Below are 17401 nucleotides of genomic sequence, written 5' to 3'. Positions count from 1 at the left end.
CGCTAGACCTCCGCTCGTGGCTGAGCCGCGTCGCCAACGGGTTCGAACCGTTTGCGAAAGGCGGCTATCGCTGCATCCTGCCGAGCCAACTTTCGTGTCAGCGCGTCAACTTCCGGCTGACGCTCCGCTGTCAGGGCGGCGAGATTGTTGCGATAACGTTCGAGGAAGAAGCCCGTATCCGGCGCCTTTCCGCGCCGATATCCGGTTTGCCGGCGCGCGAGCTGTGGCAGGATCGATGTTATCCGGCGCAAGACCTGGCGATCGATCAGTTCGAGCTGGCGCTGCGTCTGCCGCCGCGCTTCTTCCATACGCGCCAGTTGCGCATGGTGGATTGGCATTGCAGCCATCACGCATCCCTCCCTTGCCACCCCACAAAACTGGAAGGACCGTCACAGGGATTATGACGGTCAGGATCGATGACGAAACCGAAGCGGTCGCGCGCGGCATACTCGGCGCGGGGCACGAGAAAGCGCATCTCCTCCACCCGCCCATCGCGCCGGCCGCCTCGCGTGGCGATGACCTCCGTCATGTCGGCATGGCGGCTGGAAAAGATCGCGGAGATCACGATCCAGTCGCCGGCATGCTTGCGCTCGAAGGCTTCCCGGTCCTTTGTCCAGGATTGGCCGGGCTGGAGTTCGCGGCCGTGGATCGCCTCCCAGGCGGACGGCCAGCTATTGCGGATCGTCTCATCGGCACATTTGCGCTCGTAGGACGTGAAGAGATCTGGGAAGGTGAGGGCGACAATCGCCCATTCTGCGTCCTCCTCGTACCAGGGCAAGGACTTTCGCAGCATCGGAAGGACGCGGGCATTCCGTTCGGCCGACAGATGAAACCCGCCATGACCGGCGGTCATATGGGAGACGATCCCCTCGGCGTAGATCGTCGCGAGCTGCGACAGACCCCATGGCGTAGTCGCTGCCATGCGGCTCTGGATCCGCCCGAGCGCGGATAGTTCATGGCTGTGCCGCGCGGTCTCGAACACGCGCGCGCGGAACGCTGTCTCATCTTCGAGGCGCCCTTCGTGACCGTGGAAATCCTCCCGCGTCAGCTCTGACAGCGGGCGAGTGAGGCGCCAGGCGCTCGCGAGGAAGCTGGCGCCATCGCGCGCCGGCACCATTGCCAGGAAGGTATCGGCGATCCGGGCGACCGGAAAGCCGTCCGCGCTGACGCCGAATTTCACCGCGGAGTCGTCGGCGGTAGGAACCCTGTCGTGTTGAAGATCGGGCGTGCTCATGCGGCAACCCTCCCTTCGACATGAGCCGCCGCGACCTCGTCGGCGGTCACCTCTTCGAGGATGGCATTCGGGTATCCATGCTCTTTCAGCCAGGCCACCGCCGCCTCGTGATTGCCGGCGAGATGGACAAGCTCCGCGTTCGCACCGGCGCGATCGAAGAGGCGGATAGAACCGAGTGCGGGGCGTTCGAGAACCTTGAAGGCGAGATCGGAATCGAGACCGAAGGTTCGGTGAATGCGCATGACGACGGTATTCTTTCCGCCGAAATCAGCCTCATGCAGCGTGAAATGCCCGGGCGAGGCGTAATTTCCGGATTGGCGCGGACCCTCCTTGCGGATCAGGCGGCCTTTGCTGTTGCGGGTTTGCCAGGCCGCCAGCTTCTTCTTGAAACGCTCGGGCGGCCGAGGGCTGCCGTCGGACCAGGCGACGATGGAGCCGATCGGGGCGAGGTCGTAGATCAGGGACGCAGACATAAGACATCTCCTTGGAATTCTGCGGTTCATGGAAACGAAGCCGCCGCCGGTGATGGCCGGCGGCGGTTGTCGATCGGATGAGAAGGGAAGGGAGGCTATTCGGCCGCAATGCCGTAGGCGGTTTCGTCCTCGTCAGGAGCCCCGTCGTCGGCCTCCGGATCGGGGGCGTCAAGTTCGGCGGCCTCGCCGGCGGCGCTGTCGTCCGCGAGTTCGCCAAGACCATCGCTCGTTTCTTCAGTGGTGACGCTGTCCTCCTCTTCGACGATCTCGCCTTTCTTGATCAGGTCGGCAAGTTCCTTCGGATCGGGCGCGAACAGGGCTGCCGGGTGGACGAAGTGCCCTTCCTTGAAGTGCTCGACGAGTGCTGCGCGGGTCTCGCGGACCTTCGGGCGCGGCAGAACCGGGGTGTCCTTGCACGACGCCTCAAGCGCCGCCCGCGACAGGCAAAGCAGGAAATCTTCGGTGCCCATGTTCGGGAGATATCCATCGGCGCCGATGGCCTCGCCGGCGATACGTGACACGATCCCGCTGTTCGACATGCCGCGGCGGCAAGAGAGCACATCGACCAGCATCGAGCGGGCGGCAACCCGCAACGTGTCGATCTCGAAGGACAGCTTACCGTCAGAGTCGAGCAACCGAACCGCATGGCGAGCGAACCGCTTCGTGCCGAAGACGGTGTCGTTTGCCCCGGAGTCGACCCGTACATTCAAGCCGGCGAAGGCGAGCACGAGGAGCGCCGTCAGCGTGTCGTCCTCGATCGGCGCGCGAGCGAGCGCTTCGTGCAGCGCGTCGGTCCTGAGGTCACCGATCATGTCGTGGCCCTTTTGCGTGACATCCGGACGCTGTTTCGGCGCGTCGATCACATCGTCGCCAGCGGTGGCACCACCTCCAACGACCGCTCTCTTGCCCGCCGTCTTCTTCTCCTCCGGCATCCGGTAATGCACGGTCTGAACCTTGCCGTTCCGATCCAGGTACATTGCGGTGTGGTCGCCCTTGCCTGGCTTGCCATAAACGCGGCTGGCCTTCTGCGGCAGCTTTACGTCACCCCATTGCGTGACCTCGGCGATCACGCCCTTCTTCGGCAGATTGTTGGTCATCCACTCCTGCTGGGCGCCGAGATAGGCTTCGACGTTGGTGGTGTAGCGGCTGTCCTCATCGGCAGGGGCAAACAGATCCTCGATCCATTCGATGCCATAGGCTTCCCTGAGATCGTCGCCGAAGCTCGCATCCTTTGCGTACATGCGGGTCTTGCTCAGCGCGTTGGCGATCTGGAACCACGTGGCAGGCTGGCCCTTCTTCGGCTTCTGCGCCTTCCAGACTTCCTTCTGCTCATCGAGGTGTGCCGCCGCGATCGTTCGAAGCTGCTGCTCGTTCGGCATGTCGCCGAGCGCCATTTGGTCGAGCATCGCCGGAAAGACATTGGCGAGCAGCCGCAACTTGCGAATCTGCCGGACGGGGAGGGCAAGTGCGACCGCAATCGCTTCCTCGGTCCAGTCGAGTGCGATCAGGCGTTCGATGCCGCGCCACTGGTCGACGGGGTTGAGCGGCTCCCTGGCGATGTTCTCGACCATGGACCGCATGGCGCCATTATCGTTAGCGGCTTCGACCACGAGAACCTCGATTTCCTCAAGGCCCGCGGCGATCGCCATGCGGGTCCGCCGATGGCCGGCTTCGATGACGTAGCCGTTTCCGCCATCGCTTTGCGGAAAGATGACGGGCGGCTGGATGATGCCGACGGCTTTGATGGTCGCGAGCAGCAGCGCATCAGCCTGCGGGGTGGATTTCGACTGACGAGTATTGTCCGGGTTGTCCTTCAACGAGCGCGGATCGACCTTCATGATGTGCATGGGATTTTCCTCTTCCGAGATGCGGGACACGGCTCGCTTGCCGGTCCTTCCTGTCTTCGTTTCTTTCGAAGACACCTCCCGGACCGCGGGGCGGGCGGCCCGGCGCAACTGCGGCCGAGCGTCCCTGCTGCGATGTCCGAGCGGGGCTAACAGCCCTGCGCGGGACGAGTGGCCGGGATGCGCAGGCGGCGGTTGAGCGCAAGCGGCGACTGGAAGACCGATCTGCGACCGGTTTCTTTTCCCTCTTCCTTCTTTTTGTCCTCCCTCCTTCCGGAAACTGCCGCTCACACTTTTGATAGTTCACAGCAACCGGAAACGCGCCTTAGGCTGTCGCAGCTCAAGGAGGTTTCGATGCACGATACAAAAGAGATATTTGCCTATCAGGTCGTTCCGGGAACAGACGAGATCCTTGCGTTCACCGAGACTTTGGGGCTCGCCTGGCAGGAGGCCTCCCGACATTTCGAGGGGCTGAAGGCCATGGACGAGAATGTCGAAGCGGGGTTGCGATCTACAAAGTCGGTTTGAAGAATCCGAGCCTCTCCGACTTCGTGACCGTCCTGAACGACCCGGAGGATATGAGCGGGCGGCTGATCGAAAAGATGGAGCGCGTCGAGGTGATTACCTGAGCGGGGGAAAACCGCGACGAGGATGACCGTCGTAGGGGTCGCTTCGATGAACGGAAATCAGGACAAAAAAAGAGGGCCACGAGAAAACTCGGGCCCTATAGGTATGAAGGTAATTTAAACCTCCAGAGGGGAACAGCTGCTGCGGCGGCACTGGGAGGAAAACCGCCATGTGCATCAGCTGTGAGCACTATGCTCAAATTTCGGTCGGAAGGAAAGCAAATATTGTGCAATGCAGCTATGCAAATGCTGCGTCGCATCAAAACCGCGATTCCATTCAAGCAGACTCCGCCGAGGCGGCGTCGTTCTGAACTGACGCGGCGGCAAGAGCGTCCTCGACGTCACGAAGCTGTCGGCGCTTTTCGGCAAGTTCGTCGGCGAAGGCGAAAGTGCCGCCTTCGCGCGAGCGATAGGAGACGAGCCGCCGGTGCGCATCATCGAGGCGATGGCGATAACGCTCGCGTTCCTCCTCGAACCCGTCGAGCGCATGCTCGAGGCGGGAGATGGCGCCGAGCGGTGTCACTGTGACCGCAAGGTCAATCTCGTAGGCGGCGCCTGTGCGCTGGAGCGTGGTGGCGTAGCGATAGCCGTCGCCCTTTCCGAAGCGCTCTCCCTCATAGACAAGATCGAAACCGCCGATAGATGCGAGGTGAACCTCGCCCTCCTGTTGGAGCTGGAGGAGCGTGAGAACCTCCTTCATCAGCGCGCGACCGGCTTCCTTGCGCTCATGGTGAAGCTTGCCCAGCACGGTCATCGCGAAGGCATCGCCGGCGGTCGGAACGAGCCGACCGATATCCTGGCCGATCTCGCCGATGCGGCGGGTCGACGTCTCGATGTCACGCTCGGCATCGCGCATCTGCCGGCGCACCGCATACTGGTCATCGTCATGGGCGGCGCGCAACCGTTCCAGTCGCGCGATATCGGCTTCGAGACCCGCTTTCTGCATCAGCCGCTCGTCGCCGGAGGCGATTGCCTTGGCCATGGCGAACTGGTTCGCCTGCCCTTCACCGAAGTCTTCGAGCCGGCGGATCGAAGTATCTCCGCTGAGCGCGGCGGCGATGAAGCGGGCCTTGCGCTCGTTGTTCTGCCACATGGAAGCGTCGAGGCTGCCCTCGGTCGCATAGGCGAAAATGTCGACGACATCGTGCTGATTACCCTGCCGGACGATGCGGCCTTCGCGCTGCTCGATGTGCGACGGCAGCCACGGCACATCGAGGTGATGCAGCGCTTTCAGCCGCGCTTGAGCGTTCACGCCCGTTCCCATCGTCTCCGACGATCCGATCAGGAACCGAATTCGGCCGGCGCGCACGTCGGCGAAGAGCCGTTGCTTGGCCTCGGTCTTCTTGTAGTCCTGCATGAAGGCGATTTCGGACGGGGGAACGCCCAGCCGCACAAACTCGTCGCGAATCCAGCGGTAGGCGGAAAAGCCGCGGGTCTTCTCGACGTTGATCGTGCCGAGATCGCTGAAGATCATCTGCGCGGCGCCGGGCAGGTCAAAGGGTTTGCCGTCCGGCCGGACGTAGGTATCGTCGCTCGTCTCTTGCCAGATGCGGAAGGCATTGCGGACGAGGAGGTTGAGCTTGTTGTCCTCCTCATTGTCGTTGGCCGGTATCACGAGGCGGAGATCGATCGCCGCATGGCGACCGTCGGTAATGACCGAGAGCAGGATATCGTCGCCGGGCTCAGCCGGTCCCTCGCGCATCTCGATCGCCTTGATGCGGGCATCGAGGATCTGCTGATAGGCCTTGAACGCCGGCGTCGGCTTGACGGTCAGGATCTGCCGTCGGCCGGTGGAGATATCAGGCACCTTGACGTATTCGCGGAGATCCGCCGGCATGACGACGTCGGCGAAAGCCCGGAACATGGCGATCAGTTCGGGCACATTGACGAAGCTCGCGAAGCGGCTGACCGGCTTGTATTTGCCGGACGGCTGGATCTCCAGCTCGGTCGTCGTATCGCCGAAGCAGGACGCCCAGGCATCGAATTCGTGTAAGCCGCGCTCGGCGAGAGCCTCGTGGCCGAGCAGGCGCTGGATCGAGAACATCTCACCGAGTGTGTTGGTGATCGGCGTGCCGGAGGCGAGCACCAGCGCGCGGCCCGGGTTCTTCGTTTCGAGGAACCGGGACTTCACATAGAGGTCCCAGGCGCGCTGCGAGCCGTTCGGGTCGATACCCTTCAGCGTCGACATGTTGGTCGCGAAGGAAAGCTTGCGGAACTCTTGCGCCTCGTCGACGATGATCTGGTCGACACCGATCTCGGAGATTGTGAGCAGATCGTCCTTGCGGGTCGCGAGCCCTTCCAGCCGTTCCTGCAAGCTTTCCTTCAGTCGCTCGAGGCGCTTGCGCGACACGCGGTCCTCGCTGTCCACCTTGGTCAGCAGATCCTCGTAGAGCTCCAACTCATCGTGGATCATCTGTTGTTCGAAGGCGGACGGCACGGCGATGAACCTGAAGGCCGAGTGCGTGATAATGATCGCATCCCAGGTCGCGGTCGCTGCCCGGCTCAAAAAGCGAAGCCGTTTGTCCTTGGTGAAGTTGGTCTCGTCGGCGACGAGGATCCGGGCATTGGGATAGAGTGCCAGAAATTCCCGCGCCGCCTGCGCCAGGCAATGACCAGGGACGACCAGCATCGCCTTGGCGATCAGGCCGAGACGTCGTTGTTCCATGATCGCGGCCGCCATCGTCATCGTCTTGCCCGCGCCGACGGCGTGGGCGAGATAGGTCGATCCGGAGGAGATGATCCGCCAGATGCCGCGTTTCTGGTGCCCATAAAGAACAAAGGCGCCAGAGGCGCCGGGAAGTTTCAGATGCGATCCGTCGAATTTTCGAGGCGCGATGTTGTTGAACCGGTCGTTATAGACCCGCGCCAGCCGGTCGGTGCGATCCGGATCGGTCCAAACCCAGTTTTGGAAGGCTTCCTTGATTTTCTGCAGCTTGTCGCGCGCCGCCTCGGTATCGACGACGTTCAGGACCCTCCGCTCGCCACCGGCATCCTTGTAGATATCGAAAATCTGGGGAACACGGCTGTTCAGCGCGTCGCCGAGCAACTCGCCGGCATCACGGCGGCTGGTGCCCCACTCCGATGTGCCGGCGGCGCAGTAGCCAAGCTGCCGTGCTTCCACCGTCCAGCTGCCCAATTCCGGCATATGGTGGATCCTGATCTCGGCACCCATCATCTCCTTCACGAAGGCGACGACGTCGCTGGCCGGAATCCAGGGCGCACCGAGACGTGCGGTGATGTCGGACGGGCGAAGATCGGCGGGTTGGACTGCCTGAAGCGCGCGGACGTTACGCTCGTAGGCTGGATCGAGTGCCGCGGCAGCTTCGGCGACACCAAGCTTGGTGCGGACCGCACCGGAGAGGTAGGCATCCGACGTCTGCCAGGAGCCATCGGCGGGATCCTGGAAAATCGCATCGCCGAGCTCGTCGACGACGGCATCGGCATGTCTGTGCAGCAGTTCGGCGATATGCTCGACATCGACGCGGCCACGTTCGTTGAGCACCACGGCCAACGCATCCGCCGCACTGGTGATTTCGGGCGGCGCAGGCGGCGCGATGACCCGTTCGGAAAAGATCGGGCGCGGTTTTGCGGTATCGGTGTCGAGGTCGTAGTCCTCGATCGAGGCGACCAGCCAGCAATCGGGATCGTCGAGGAAAGGCTGCAGGTTTGGACGGCGGTGCGTTTCGCGCACCTCGCCGGATTCCTCGTCCTCGCTGATCGAGACGGTGGTGTGGTTGATCGGACCGAAATCACGCACGAAGCTCGACCAGGCGATGCGCAAGCGAACCTGCAGATCACGCCACGGCCGATCCTGCTCCTGGGCCCTCAGCACCTCACGCACCGCGTCGCGGATTGGGATCAGCTTCTTGATGATCCCGACGTGCTTTTCCGGGATGCCGTCCCCGGTGCGCCCCTTGCGGACTTTGACCTCCACGGGTGCGCCGTCCACCATCTGCATCAGGCCGTGCCTGTTATCGATGAAGAAGCTACCCTCACGGACCTTGGCGTCACCGGGGCGAAGATCGATGATCTCGCCGAGCTCGTCCTCGAGGTCGACGTCGATTGCGGTCGGCTCACCGTCATAGCGGCCTTCAGGCAGCAGGCGAACGACGTTCTTTAGAGCCGCCTGCAGGTCCTCGCCAGCGCGTGGCTGGCATGTATAGGTCTCGCCGAACGGTCCGGAGGTCAGGGCATGATCGCCGAGGACGAAATTAGGATGCTCTGCAAACCAGCGGTTCACGCGAACTGCGCCCTCGTCTTGGCTTTCGGGCCGCACCTCCTCGAGATCGAGCCATGACAGATCGCTTGTCGGTTCGCCGACCTTGCGCTTGCGGAAGAACAGAAGGTCGACCACGACATCCGTGCCAGCATCGCGGCGGAAACTCCCCTCCGGCAATCGGATCGCGGCAATCAGGTCGGCGGTTTTGGCGATGTACTCACGCGCGGTCGCGTCGGCCTTGTCCATCGTGCCGGAACTGGTGACGAACGCGGCGAGCGCGCCGGGCTTCAGCAGGTCGATCGAACGGGTGATGAAGTAGTCGTGCAGCCTGAGACCGAGTGAGCGATAGGTCCGGTCAGACCGGACGGTGCGATCGGAGAAGGGTGGATTGCCAATGGCGAGATCGTAGATCGGCGCCAGATCGGCGCGCGCAAAATCGCCATTGATGATGCGGGCCTTAGGCTGCAGCAGCTTGACGATCCGGGCCGTGACGGGATCGAGTTCGACGCCGGTGACGAAGGTCCTGTCGCGAAAGGCCGCCGGCATCAGAGCCGGAAACAGGCCCGTACCGATACCCGGCTCGAGCATGCGGCCGCCACACCAGCCCAGGCGCTGCAAGCCCGACCAGATTGCCCGGATGATGAACTCCGGCGTGAAATGGGCATATTGCGTGCAGCGGGCGAGCGACGCGTAGTCGGCATCTGAAACGGCACTTTCGAGCGAGCCACCGAGCTCGCCCCACCCGGCCCGGAAATCGACTTCGCCGGGGCGGCGGAACATACCGTTCGCCAGTTCGCTGGCGCCGAAGCCGGTGAAGCGGATGAGTTGCGCCTGCTCCTTCGCGTTGGCTGGCCGATCCTGCTTCTCGATGTTGTTCGCGATCAGGATCGCCGCAACATTGGCGCGAGCGCGATCCTTCCAGGATCCGGCCAAGCCCCGATCCGCATCGTCGAGGTAGAAGTTGCACCGGTTGCCCTGGCGCCGGGGCGCCGGACGTTCTATCGCCGCGGCCGGCAAGGCCGGGGAGGGAGAGGGCGGCGTCGGTTCCGGGTCATCGTCGTTGGCCGCGACCGTATCGAAGCCGCCGAACGGTGTGACGCCCAGGCCGAGGCCTGATGACAGCGCGCTGCTGCCGAACATGTCGAGAGTGAAGGGATCGTTGCTCATGGAGGTTTCCTCGGAAAATGGCGAGCGTCATCACCCCGCGGGAAGCACTTGCGGGGATTAAAGGGAGCTCAAGGGTTTGGGATAGGTGGCCAAACGGGCCGGACTGGTCGCGAATTGCCTAGGGCTTCGCGACCAGGAAGAGCTGCATCGAGTCCTGAAGGAATGCGATACGCAGGTGCGTCGCCTCCGGCGCGGCCGCCATCATCGCTTCGAGCTGTTCCGCATCGACGAAATCGACTCCGTCATCGCCGCCGAATGTCCGGCGTTTGACTGCGAACCAGTCGTCATTGGTGCGGGGATCGCATTCCTCGGCATAAACGACCAAAGGCTTGGCGCCATCGGGCAGCTTGCCGTTCGACAGGAGGTAGACTCCTTGGTCGCCGACGAGCCAGAGGCCGGGCTTCTCGTCCTTGCCAGGGCGCAGGCCGTAGTAGGGGTTACGAAAGCCGCCATTGGCTTCGGCGTCGGCACGACTGCGGGCGACGACCTCGCGGACGGATGTAAGCGGGAAGGAAAGCATAGTGTGCCTCCCTCATGCGGCAATCGGCGAGGGGAGGTGGCGCAGCTGCACCGGCAGCTTCGCCGCGATCTCGTCGTCGGTCAGCTCGTCGAGCAGTTTCAGAGTGCTGCCCACTGCGCCGCCGTAGAGCATGATCGTGCGCTTGCCGCGCGCAGCTTCGTCCCAGCGATCGCCGGCATAGCCACGATAGTCGTCCGCCGTGATGCTCCAGATATGCTCCAGGCGTTCCTCGCGCGTCATGGCGCGCACCGGCCGGCTCTCACGCTCGATGATTGCCACGCGCATGCGCTCGACGGCGCCTTTGTCCGATAGATCGCAATAGCCGTGGAAATGTCGGATGACACCATCGATGCGCAATGCGAAGAACACTGATGTCACCGAACCCGTCAGATACTCGCGCATGGCGAACATCGACCCGCGGATCCAGAGCGGTGGCAGGATCTCGAACATATAGTCGTGCTCGGTCTCGGCGATCTCGAACCATTCGCCGGAATAGAGGAGCGAGGCGTCACCGTCCCAACGGTTCGGACGTTGAGCGTGCCGATCGAACATCCGGAACATTTGCTGGCGTGAGGCAACGCCGTGGAAGACCTTGCGGATTGCGGGAGAGGGATACATCTGCGGCTCCTTGGAGATGGTTCCGGACCGAAGTGCGGCACTGTCCTTCCGACCTTGCCATCCTCTTCAGTCCTTCATGACACCTCCCGGGCCGCCGGCATCGCGACCGGCCGGGTCAAGGGCCGGCTCGCCCGGGCGAAGCTTCCCTTGACGCGGGCGGCGCGAATGCGGCACGCCGCCTTCCTTCCTTTCCCTCTTTTCTTTCTCCCTGATTTTCAGGGTTTCGTTCCAATCCTCCTCGGGCGGGCGGAGCCGCGACCAGTCGCAGCCGACGGTATCCGCGAGCGCCCGCAAGCGCTCGGCAAACATCTCTCCTTGCGGATTGCCGTCTGTCGCGGCGACGAGGAGACTATCTGCTCGCGAGGCCATCTGCCGAAGCGCCGCCTCCGTCGACGGCGACCATCCGCCCCCGGTACTGAGATACACGGTTCCATCGCGCAGCCCCTCGATGGCGGCAAGGCTCATGGCGTCGATCGCAGCTTCCGTCACGGCCAGGCGCAACGCTGGGTCCGGTCCCAGACGGAAGAGGACCTTCGTTCCACCGGAGGCAAATCCCCGATATTCAGGACCGCGCGCCTCCCAGCCGGTCACAACTCCGGCATTGTCGGTGTGCGCTGCCCACATGCTGCCTTGCGGGCCTTCCCGCAGACGGTCTTGCCCGATCGTGGCTCGGAGCAGAGTGGCAGGAAGGAAGCGCTCACCGTTCAGATAAGCCCATGTCGACGAGCTGGGCCACGGCCGGCGGCGTGCCTGCCAACGCTCGGGTAAAGAAAGATCGAGGTCTCGGTCAGGCCTCGGCGCCTGCCATTCCGGCTCCGTGATCGCAAAACCAACAAGGCCGGCGACCCTTCCGGCGCCTTCGAGAAAGCCAACATGATCGAGATGTTCGACAAGTCCGAACACATCGCCTTTCGCATCGCCGAGCGGATCGAACCATCCGCGACCGTCATGGGTGACGATGATAATTTCGCCCGACCGGCGGAACTTCACCGCCCGCCGGGTACTCTCCTTTAGATCGATGGCGAAGCCCGCCTGCTCAAGAACAGCCGCGCAGCTCACCTGGTCGCGCAGCGCCTCTATTTCCTTTCTGTCCATGCTTTTCCTCATTGCCTTTCTTGCCCGTCGCTTCGCAGGCGCGCTCCACCCGCCGCGAAGAGCAAAGGCCGCAAGGGCGCGGCTGACAATTGTCGGATCATGCAATACCCGGCCGCGGCGCAGCCTCCCTTGCGGCCTGCCGCGCGCAAGCGGCACGCCGAAGGCACTGGCGGCCGGCTCAATGAGCCGGCCAGGGGAAGAACTCATTGACGATCTCAAGGGCGTCACCGGCGTCGATCTCGTCAGAAGGGAGGACGCCATATTCGCCGTCGACTTCGAAGACGGTGACCGGGACCATCAGGTCGCGGGAAAGCTGGAAGGCGTGGGACTGAGCGAGGGAAAGATCGTGCGACATATAAGAGGCTCCTGCGGGAGCGGGCCAATCCCGCTCGATGGCTCCTCAAAAGGCCCGGCGACGGGCGCGATCACCGCGAGGCGAAGCCGAAGCGGCCGCAGCTTGCTAGCGGACCCTTAACGGGTTGATCGTGGAAGATCCGGCGCCGGGCCAGGACGCCATCACAAAAGAGCGGGATTGGGCTGCTTCCGGGGGAGATGAACGGTTCGCGCACGCATTTCATACCATGCCAGTTTCGCGGCTGACTTCCGCAACACGAAGATGGTTTCCGCTTTCGACATTGCCGTTGACTGGCAATCTATCTCGTCCGGATCGTTTCCGACGGCGTTTCGCCAAAAGCCTGATAGTAGACGGCCGCAAACCGCCCCATATGGGTGAACCCTGCACTGCGTGCCGCGTCGGCGATCGACCGCGAGCCGGTATCGTCGACCAGCGCTCGGCGCGCTGCTTCGAGGCGGATCGTTTTGAGATAGCCCAAAGGCGTTGTGCCCTTGAACCGCTGGAAGGCGACCTGCAATGCTCTGACGCTCGTACCGGTCTCGCTGGCTATCGACGCAACAGTGAGAGGTTGCGACAGGTTGGCATGCATATACTCGATCGCCCGTTTCACCTGCCGGGGCACCGCCGGCGAGACCGGCCGCTCGAGCCGCGGCATGTAGCTATTGGGAACAACCTCCAGAAGTGCGATCATCGTCGACTCAAACAGCCGCTCGATGGCAGCCGGCGCCAATCGATCCGCGTCGGAAAGATTAAGACAGCTCCATACGAGATGGCCGAGTGCGGCCAGCCGCAGACCCTTCTCGGTGGTCAGATCGACGATGCGGTCGAAATGAAGGTCTGCCGTGACAGGCCCATCCAAGAGTTCACTGACCTGTTGCACCATCGCCGACTTTGCGAAGGAGAGGCCGATATAGCTGGAATGTTCATGAGGGGTCAGCTCATCGAACTGAGCGAGATCCTCCAGAAAACCAACTGCCTGTGCCGTCGAAAGGCGCAGTGCCCCCGAACGTGTCCCAGGCGTGGTGGATAGGGGCAGGTAAAGCAAATAAGCGTCTGGCGCGCCATCGAACGCCAGCTTCAGGGCTGAATGGCACTTTCCTTTCCAGGCGTGGAACCGGCCGACGATGTAATGGCTGTCCCCGACGCAAGACACGTGATCGCGATCCAGCTGACCAACCGGGCCGGCCTGCGCGATGTTGCCATGTCGGAGTGCAGCATGCTGCAATGGGCATCTCCAGGAGTTGAGTTTCGCCGCATAACCGGAGCGGCACCAAACTAGGCGTTCCCGCGGGAACCCTTTACATCCGTCGCGGCCATGGCCTTGACGAGGGATAGGACCTGACGGCGCAGTGCCGGCCTTGCTATCCTGGCGAAGGCGACGTTGAGGTCTCGCCCCTCGTCGGTATCGAGGAAGGCGCTGAGCTCCATCTCGGCGCCGGTGCCTGTCAGCCCATCGGGTTTTCCATCACGGCTCTGGCTGTCGAAGAAATACGACACCGGCACACCGAGCAGAGTGGCGACATTGAGCAAACGGCTCGCGCCGACGCGGTTCGTGCCCTTCTCGTATTTCTGGACTTGCTGGAACGTCACGCCCAAAGCCTCGGCGAGTGTGCTTTGGCTCATTCCGCGCACGCTTGCTCCCACCTCGACATCGATCGGGCTCGGCGCTTTGGCCTTGCTCTGATTGTTCACATGATTGGTCATTTCATCGCCATCCCTGTCGTTGAAAGGTCGTGGGTTTGCTGCTCGCCGCCCTGCGGCCAACATCAGTCGGGCTCCGAAAGGCTTGCCTTCTCGAGAGCCTCCTGCATCGAACTCGCCTCGAGTGCAGCAAGCGCTTGCTCGAGATAGCTTTCGATTTCAATGACGCTTCTGCCTTGGAGCAGGGCGATTTCATCAACAGTCTTTCCCATCGACACCCATCGAAGGCAGGTCTTTTCGATGGGCGAAAGCATCCAATGTTCCATGACCAACCTGCTTTCGTTGGTGTTTATTTTCATCCTCGAGCAACAGGGCGAACGATCCGCCCGATGGGTTTGCCCCTGACTTCCGCAGCGGAACGACTGGTGACCTACCTCCCGGTTGCCTCGCAGATCCGAAGAAAGCTTTCCGCGCGCAGACTGGCGCCGCCGACCAGAACACCGTCGACATTTTCAAGAGCAAGAATCTCGGCCGAATTCTCAGGTTTGACGGATCCACCATAGAGGATCCTGAGCTGTGCACCGATCGATCCATAGGCATCGATCAGACTGGATCGGATGCAGGCATGGGCGGCGAGAATTTCGCTTTGTTCGGGCAGCCGACCGGTCCCAATCGACCAGACCGGCTCATAAGCTATGACCAAGGCGAGCTCGTTCATTTCGGCGGGCAGGCAACCCTGCAGCTGGTTTTTGAGGACAGTAAGCGTCTCCTGGCGGAGATGCTCCGCTTCTGTCTCACCGACGCAAATTACTGGCATCAAGCCGGCGCTCACCGCAATCTCGGCCTTGCGCCTGACCATCGCGTCCGTCTCGCCCTGATATTGCCGCCTCTCGGAATGACCGAGTATGACGACGCGGGCGCGGGAATCGGCGATCATCCTGGCGGATATGTCGCCGGTATGGGCGCCAGCTTCCTGAGCGCTGCAATCCTGGGCACCGAGAAGAAGCCGGCTTCCGGCGATTATCCTCACGGCGGATTGCAGGAGCGTTGCCGGAGGACATATAGCCACATCCGCATTCAGCTCGCCGATGTTCCAGGCGACCTTTTCGATCTCGGCGAGATCGGCCGTAAGCCCGTTCATTTTCCAGTTGCCGACGATGAGCCGGCGGGGAGTGTTACTCAAGTTCTTGCCCCCGGTTAGTGGCTATATCGCTTCGCCATCTCGGCAAGCGGCAAGGGCTTGATGGCGGAGGCATGTCCGGCGGCGCCGAACTGCTCGTATCGGTCGCCGCAGACCGCTGCCATCGCCTCGATGCCCGGGGCGAGGTATTTGCGTGGATCGAACTCCCCGGGATGAAGGGCAAAGACGCGGCGGATCGCCCCCGTGAACGCCAATCGAAGGTCGGTGTCGACATTCACCTTGCGAACGCCGTGGCGGATGCCTTCCTGGATTTCCTCGACCGGAACACCATAGGTCGGTTTGACCTCGCCGCCATGCGCGTTGATCAGTTCCTGCAATTCCTGGGGCACGGACGACGACCCATGCATGACGAGATGGGTATCGGGCAGGCGGGCGTGGATCTCCTTCAGGCGCTTGATGGAAAGGATGTCGCCGTCCGGCTTCCGGGAGAATTTGTAAGCGCCATGAGACGTGCCGATGGCGATGGCGAGCGCATCCACCTTCGTCAAGCGCACGAACTCGGCAGCCTCTTCCGGATCGGTCAAAAGCATGTCGCGGCTGAGCTCGCCGTCAAAGCCGTGCCCATCTTCTGCTTCGCCGCGGCCGCTTTCCAACGAGCCGAGATGGCCGATTTCTCCTTCGACGGAGACGCCGACCAGATGCGCCATCTCCGAAACCTTGGCCGTGACGGCGACATTATTTTCGAAGCTGAGAGGCGTGCGCCCATCTTCAGAGAGGGAACCGTCCATCATCACCGAGGAGAAGCCGGCAAGAATTGCCGACATGCAGGTCGACGCCGAATTGCCGTGGTCCTGATGCATGCACACCGGGATATGCGGATACATCTCGATCGCCGCACGGATCAGATGCGACAGCGTCGCGTCGCCTGCAAAAGCTCGGGCGCCGCGGCTTGCCTGCATGATGACCGGGCTGTCGGTACGATCAGCAGCCTTCATGATGGCGAGCATCTGCTCCATGTTGTTCACGTTGAAAGCCGGGATGGCGTAGCCGTTCTCGGCGGCGTGGTCGAGCAATTGACGAAGGGTGACGAGAGCCATTTAAGAGCCGATCTCCTCTTGCGAGTGATGGATTTGGTGAAATTGCACCAGGCGTTGGATTTCGTTGCTCGAGCCGAGCAACACCGACACGCGCTGATGATGAGCCTGTGGTTGGATGCGAAGGATGTCTTCGGTTCCGGTGGATGCTGCACCGCCGGCCGCCTCGACGAGGAACGCCATGGGATTGGCTTCATACATCAGGCGCAGCTTGCCGCCGGCGCGGCGATTGGACTCGTCCGCCGGATAGAGAAACACCCCTCCGCGGGTCAGAATGCGATGGACGTCGGCCACCATCGAGGCGGTCCAGCGCATGTTGAAGTCCTGTCCGCGCGGCCCTGCCGATCCCGCAAGGCATTCGTCGACATAGCGTCGGATCGGCTCATCCCAGAAACGCTGGCGCGACGAATTCACGGCAAACTCGGTCGTTTCCGTCGGCACGCGCATGCGCGCGTTGGTCAGTTTGAATTGCCCGTCAGACGGATCCAGCGTGAAGCCGACCACGCCGAGGCCGAATGTGATAACGAAGAGCGTCGAGGGGCCATAGATGGCATAGCCGGCGCAGAGATACTCTCGCCCCTTGCGTAGAACATTGGTGTCGCCGTCCGCCTGGACCTGACTCACCGCAAAGATCGAACCGACGGAAAGGTTGACTTCAAGGTTCGATGAGCCGTCCAGCGGATCGACGTAAAGGATGAGGTCGCCAGCGGCTGGAGGTTTCAACCACGTGACCTCCTCCGCCTCCTCGGAAACATAGGCAGCAAGCGAGACCGCCTCGCCGCATGTTTCGCGAAACACACGATCGGCCAGGACATCGAGGAGCTTCTGATCTTCACCCTGGACATTCGTCGTGCCGGAGCTGCCTATATGGTTCTGAAAGGCTGCTTCCTTCAGGTGATCGGCAACAACGATCGCTGAGGCTGCTATGCTTTCAACCAAGCTTGCCAGGGCAGGATCGACTTTCGTCTCGTGGAGATAAGCGCCAAGTTCTATGTCCGGTGTGATTGTCATGTCGATGTTTCAACCTGTCTCGTAAATCCAGTGAGATCCGATTTCGTTACTCCGCTTCAGACGCAGTTCTGTCCGGCCAATGTAATTCGGTGGCGACCTCACGCCGCGCTCTGGCTGGCCGGTCTTTGGTGCGACAACTCCTCGGCGTTTGAGAACCCAAATTCTCGTGCATTTCCTTCGATCCTGAATTGCTGAACCAGGGCCAGCAGGCTGTCGGCCTGAGAGGCGAGTTCGCGGCTCGCGGCCGTCGTTTCCTCGACCATAGCCGCATTGTGCTGTGTCATCTGGTCCATCTGATTGACGGTCGAGTTGACCCCCTGCAGCGCACTCGACTGATCGTGGCTGCCGCGGGCGATCGTCTCG

At 62.3% G+C, this 17401-nt stretch carries 16 protein-coding genes and 1 pseudogene; 1 reads left to right on the top strand and 16 read right to left on the bottom strand.

What is annotated here, in order from left to right; translation table 11 throughout:
- Window positions 1-2 precede the first annotated feature (2 nt).
- From PL640_RS23955 to PL640_RS23940, 4 genes are all read right to left on the bottom strand, one after another.
- Window positions 3-347, bottom strand: a complete 345-nt coding sequence (locus tag PL640_RS23955) for a hypothetical protein (protein WP_012475979.1) — start codon at window positions 345-347, stop codon at window positions 3-5.
- Window positions 347-1234 carry a DUF7007 domain-containing protein gene (locus PL640_RS23950; RefSeq protein WP_012475978.1) on the bottom strand — a complete coding sequence of 296 codons (888 nt, stop codon included), beginning with the start codon at window positions 1232-1234 and terminating at the stop codon, window positions 347-349. The genes PL640_RS23955 and PL640_RS23950 overlap by 1 nt, the downstream gene beginning before the upstream one ends.
- The gene (locus PL640_RS23945) at window positions 1231-1707 is read right to left on the bottom strand and encodes a Nif11-like leader peptide family natural product precursor (RefSeq protein ID WP_077768134.1); all 477 of its coding nucleotides are present in this window, start codon (window positions 1705-1707) and stop codon (window positions 1231-1233) included. The genes PL640_RS23950 and PL640_RS23945 overlap by 4 nt, the downstream gene beginning before the upstream one ends.
- Before the next feature lie 95 nt (window positions 1708-1802).
- Entirely contained in the window at window positions 1803-3554 is a 1752-nt protein-coding gene (locus PL640_RS23940) for a ParB/RepB/Spo0J family partition protein (protein ID WP_012475976.1), read from the bottom strand.
- 351 nt (window positions 3555-3905) lie between these two features.
- Between PL640_RS23940 and PL640_RS23935 the strand changes: the two genes are divergently transcribed.
- Window positions 3906-4079: a hypothetical protein gene (locus tag PL640_RS23935; RefSeq protein WP_236771566.1), complete on the top strand. Its 174-nt coding sequence runs from the start codon at window positions 3906-3908 to the stop codon at window positions 4077-4079.
- Window positions 4080-4454: 375 nt separating this feature from the next.
- Here PL640_RS23935 and PL640_RS23930 read toward each other — a convergent pair whose 3' ends face one another.
- The 12 genes and pseudogenes from PL640_RS23930 to PL640_RS23875 all read right to left on the bottom strand — a co-directional run.
- Window positions 4455-9563, bottom strand: coding sequence for a DEAD/DEAH box helicase family protein (locus PL640_RS23930; protein ID WP_012475975.1), 5109 nt, complete (start codon window positions 9561-9563; stop codon window positions 4455-4457).
- A gap of 118 nt (window positions 9564-9681) precedes the next feature.
- A complete protein-coding gene (locus tag PL640_RS23925; protein WP_012475974.1) occupies window positions 9682-10083 on the bottom strand; it encodes a DUF3085 domain-containing protein in 402 nt (133 codons plus the stop codon).
- Between the two features lie 12 nt (window positions 10084-10095).
- Window positions 10096-10701 carry a DUF1419 domain-containing protein gene (locus tag PL640_RS23920; RefSeq protein ID WP_012475973.1) on the bottom strand — a complete coding sequence of 202 codons (606 nt, stop codon included), beginning with the start codon at window positions 10699-10701 and terminating at the stop codon, window positions 10096-10098.
- 66 nt (window positions 10702-10767) lie between these two features.
- The gene (locus tag PL640_RS23915; protein WP_077768135.1) at window positions 10768-11796 is read right to left on the bottom strand and encodes a DUF3991 and toprim domain-containing protein; all 1029 of its coding nucleotides are present in this window, start codon (window positions 11794-11796) and stop codon (window positions 10768-10770) included.
- A 178-nt stretch (window positions 11797-11974) separates the two neighbouring features.
- Window positions 11975-12151 carry a hypothetical protein gene (locus tag PL640_RS23910; RefSeq protein WP_162854299.1) on the bottom strand — a complete coding sequence of 59 codons (177 nt, stop codon included), beginning with the start codon at window positions 12149-12151 and terminating at the stop codon, window positions 11975-11977.
- A gap of 298 nt (window positions 12152-12449) precedes the next feature.
- Window positions 12450-13376 (bottom strand): helix-turn-helix transcriptional regulator, encoded by a 927-nt coding sequence (locus PL640_RS23905; protein WP_077768136.1) that lies wholly within the window; start codon window positions 13374-13376, stop codon window positions 12450-12452.
- Between the two features lie 50 nt (window positions 13377-13426).
- Entirely contained in the window at window positions 13427-13855 is a 429-nt protein-coding gene (locus PL640_RS23900; protein ID WP_077768182.1) for a helix-turn-helix domain-containing protein, read from the bottom strand.
- A gap of 62 nt (window positions 13856-13917) precedes the next feature.
- Window positions 13918-14118 (bottom strand): helix-turn-helix transcriptional regulator, encoded by a 201-nt coding sequence (locus tag PL640_RS23895; protein WP_077768137.1) that lies wholly within the window; start codon window positions 14116-14118, stop codon window positions 13918-13920.
- 104 nt (window positions 14119-14222) lie between these two features.
- Window positions 14223-14975: a triose-phosphate isomerase gene (tpiA, locus tag PL640_RS23890; protein WP_077768138.1), complete on the bottom strand. Its 753-nt coding sequence runs from the start codon at window positions 14973-14975 to the stop codon at window positions 14223-14225.
- Window positions 14976-14989: 14 nt separating this feature from the next.
- Window positions 14990-16030, bottom strand: a complete 1041-nt coding sequence (gene fba / locus PL640_RS23885) for a class II fructose-bisphosphate aldolase (RefSeq protein WP_012475968.1) — start codon at window positions 16028-16030, stop codon at window positions 14990-14992.
- Window positions 16031-17038, bottom strand: coding sequence for a class 1 fructose-bisphosphatase (locus PL640_RS23880; protein ID WP_012475967.1), 1008 nt, complete (start codon window positions 17036-17038; stop codon window positions 16031-16033).
- A 98-nt stretch (window positions 17039-17136) separates the two neighbouring features.
- Window positions 17137-17401, bottom strand: a pseudogene (locus tag PL640_RS23875) (hypothetical protein); the annotation flags it as partial.

Source organism: Agrobacterium sp. ST15.16.024, from assembly GCF_027956545.1.
GTDB classification, from domain to species: Bacteria; Pseudomonadota; Alphaproteobacteria; order Rhizobiales; family Rhizobiaceae; genus Agrobacterium; species Agrobacterium cucumeris.
Note: the sequence above shows the minus strand (reverse complement) of the source record. Positions and strands in the feature narration are given on the sequence as shown.